Origin of the sequence: Deinococcus marmoris DSM 12784 (assembly GCF_000701405.1) — a bacterium.
Lineage (GTDB): Bacteria > Deinococcota > Deinococci > Deinococcales > Deinococcaceae > Deinococcus > Deinococcus marmoris.
In genome coordinates, this window is the sequence record NZ_JNIV01000189.1 from 1 (window position 1) to 3,247 (window position 3,247).

4 protein-coding genes are annotated in these 3,247 nt (G+C 62.0%); 3 read left to right on the forward strand and 1 reads right to left on the reverse strand.

Features of this window, described 5'->3' with window-relative positions; all coding sequences use genetic code 11:
* Positions 1–124: 124 nt before the first annotated feature.
* Positions 125–655: a GNAT family N-acetyltransferase gene (locus tag Q319_RS0122830; protein ID WP_051655706.1), complete on the reverse strand. Its 531-nt coding sequence runs from the start codon at positions 653–655 to the stop codon at positions 125–127.
* Between the two features lie 152 nt (positions 656–807).
* Between Q319_RS0122830 and lipB the strand changes: the two genes are divergently transcribed.
* The 3 genes from lipB (at position 808) to Q319_RS0122845 (ending at position 3,231) form a co-directional block, all read left to right on the forward strand.
* Positions 808–1,524 (forward strand): lipoyl(octanoyl) transferase LipB, encoded by a 717-nt coding sequence (gene lipB / locus Q319_RS0122835; protein ID WP_029484695.1) that lies wholly within the window; start codon positions 808–810, stop codon positions 1,522–1,524.
* 3 nt (positions 1,525–1,527) lie between these two features.
* Positions 1,528–2,541: a lipoyl synthase gene (gene lipA, locus Q319_RS0122840; RefSeq protein ID WP_029484696.1), complete on the forward strand. Its 1,014-nt coding sequence runs from the start codon at positions 1,528–1,530 to the stop codon at positions 2,539–2,541.
* Positions 2,542–2,643: 102 nt separating this feature from the next.
* Positions 2,644–3,231, forward strand: coding sequence for a TerD family protein (locus tag Q319_RS0122845; RefSeq protein WP_051655705.1), 588 nt, complete (start codon positions 2,644–2,646; stop codon positions 3,229–3,231).
* Positions 3,232–3,247 lie beyond the last annotated feature (16 nt).

Genomic DNA, 3,247 nt, shown 5'->3' on the forward strand with positions numbered 1-3,247 from the left:
GGGTGGCAAAGGTGGCGGTCAGCGTGATCAGGTCTGCTTGACGAATAATTTTGGATGACACCCACCACCCTACCCTGACTTTGCGGTAGCCCTGACCAGTAAAGGCAACAAGCAAAAGTAAGCGCTAAAGCGTGATCCAGTAGCGCCGGATCGGCTTGGGATGAAAATCCAGCACGAACTCCCCTTCCAATACACCGCCGTTGCCCTCGATCACCCCGCGTGAGCCGAGATTGTCGGTGTCGCAACTGATCATCACGCGTTCCAATCCCAGCGCACGCGCACGCGCACGCTCCAGCGTCAGGCGCAGGATGGTGCTGCCGTGGCCCTGCCGCCGCGCCGAGGGACGAACCTCGTAGCCGATGTGGCCGCCAAACTCTCGCAGGTGATCGTTGAGGGTGTGGCGCAGGCTGGCGCGGCCCAGATACGCGTCGCCCTCCACCAGCCACAGTGCCTCGGAATGCACGAAGCCTTCCGGCAGCTCGTTGCCCGGCTCGTAGCGGCGCAACTCGGCCAGCACGCGGTCAAAGTCGGCTTCCATCCCGGCCACGTCCCACTTCAGGGTGTCGCCCAGACCGCTGCCGGACGCCTGGGCCTCGCGCACGGCCTGGGTGAAACTCTGCTTGTAGTGGCTGGAGGGAGGAACAAGTTTGGGCATGGGGTGCATGTTACGTCCTGACAGGCCGGACACCTCGGGGAGCTGCATAACCAGCCTGAGGGCGCAGATTCACCAGGGTGCGTGGTCAATCCGGGGCGTAATTCGGTGCAGGACACGGTGAATGCCCGCAGGCCGGGCGTACAATTCTGGACATGAAGGCCGCCGCATTCGACACCATAGACCTGGGCCGCGTGCCATACCGCGACGCCTGGGCCTTGCAGAAAGAACACCACGCGCGGGTGGCGGCAGGGGGCAGACCCGCGCTGCTGCTCGTGGAACACCCGCCCGTGCTGACGCTGGGCCGCAAGGCGCGCGAGGGCACCAACATCATCGTGACCCGCGAGTATCTGGAAGCGCAGGGCATCGAGGTGCTGGAAGTGGAGCGCGGCGGCGACGTGACCTACCACGGCCCCGGTCAACTGGTGGCCTACGCGATCTTCCCGGTGGGCCGGCGCGTGCAGGACTTCCTGCGGTTGCTGGAAGCCGCCACCATCGCGGCGCTGAACACGATGGGCCTTCCAGACGCCCGCCCTAATCCCGGTTATGCAGGCGTGTACGTCGATCCGCGCGAGGTCAACGGCCTGAGTTACGATCAGAAGATCGCCTCCTTCGGCGTGGCGGTGCAGAAGAATGTCGCGCTGCACGGGCTGGCTATGAACGTGACCACCAATCTCCAGCACTTCGAGTTGATCGTGCCGTGTGGCCTGAGCGGCACGCAGATGACCAGCGTGGAACGCGAGTGCGAACTGCGCGGTCTGGGCAGCAGTCCCGATATGAACGCGGCCCGCACAGCACTTTCCGACGCCTTTACCACCACCTTTGAAACCTACGACTGGACGCTGCCGGAACTTGCCGGGGCGGGGAGCTAATTCATGACCCAGACTGATCAGACCGCACAGAACCAGGGCACCGAAAAGCAGGCCAAATTCGTCAAGAACGGCATCTACCGCAAGGACAGCGTGCCCGTGCGCGAGAAGAAGCCCGACTGGCTGAAGGTCACCATCCCTACCGGACAGGTGTTCGGTGAGGTCCGCAAGATCGTCAAGGAACACCGCCTGCACACGGTCTGCGAGGAAGCGATGTGCCCCAACATCGGCGAGTGCTGGTCACGCGGCACCGCCACCTTCATGCTGATGGGGCATATCTGCACGCGCGGCTGCCGCTTCTGCGCCGTGGACACCGGCAACCCGATGGGCAAGCTGGACCTGGACGAGCCGCAGGGCGTGGCCGAGAGCGTGGCGCTGATGGGCCTGAAGTACGTCGTGCTGACCTCGGTGGACCGCGACGATCTGCCGGACGGCGGCGCGTACCACTTCGCCAAGACGGTAGCGGCCATTAAAAAGTTGAATCCCGAAACCCGCGTGGAGGCACTGACCCCCGACTTCAGCGGCAACACCCACTGCGTGGATCTGGTGCTGGAGAGCGGCGTGGACACCTACGCCCAGAACATCGAAACGGTGCGCCGCCTGACCCATCCGGTCCGTGACATCCGCGCCGACTATGACCAGACGCTGGCGGTGCTGGCCCACGCCAAACGCGCCCGCCCGGACGTGATCACCAAAACATCCGTGATGCTGGGGCTGGGCGAAACGCGAGAGGAAATCATGCAGACCATGATCGACTGCCGCGCAGCAGGGGTGGACGTGCTGACTTTCGGGCAATACCTGCGCCCCACCATGCACCATCTGGCCGTAGAGCGTTACGTGACCCCCGCCGAATTCAACGAGATCCGCGAGGAAGGCATGAAGCTGGGCTTTCTGGAAATCGTGTCGGGGCCGCTGGTCCGCAGCAGTTACAAGGCCGAGCAGATCGTGATGGACCACCCGCGCGGGTTGCCCGAACACCTGACCCATATTGCCGACGGGGACCAGCTCAGCCTGATCTGAGTGGAGCAGGAAGGATGAGGGGCCGGGGCTTGATGCCTGCGGCCTCTGAGCTTTTAGATGTTTGCGCCTCTAATTTGACCTCTGACACGCTAAAGTCTTGAGATGATCCAGCAGCTTCAGCGCGGGCAAAGGCTCACACTTGACGGACTGACTGCCCAGCCGCAACTCACCCTTCGGGCACATTTGCCCGGCATTGAAACCGCTGATCTCAGTGTATTCGGCCTGGACGAGTCCCGACACCTGGCGGATGATCGCTACTTCATTTTTTACAATCAGACGACCAGTCCTGAGCAGGCGATCATACTCAATCTCTCAGAGCGTTCGTTTCGGGTTGATCTGGCGCGGCTGCCACTTGGCATTCATCGTCTCGTTTTCGTAGCTACCAGTGATGAACAGCCATTTTCAGCCCTTCGGCGCGGCACGGCCAGCCTGATGGATGAGGGCGGGGACAGTGTGCATTTTCATGTGGAAGGACAGATGTTTCAAGACGAGAGGGCGTTGATTCTGCTTGAGGTTTACAGGTACCAGGGGCAGTGGCGAGTTACAGGCGTGGGGCAAGGTTTTTCGGGTGGTTTACAGGCGCTCCTGGAGTCGGTGGGCGGCGAGGTCTCATACGGACTCCGATTAAATCCTGTAGGCTGTACAGATCAAAAAATTCTTCTCTTCCATCCAACTCCAGCACTCTGCTGACGACTTCTGGAGCATT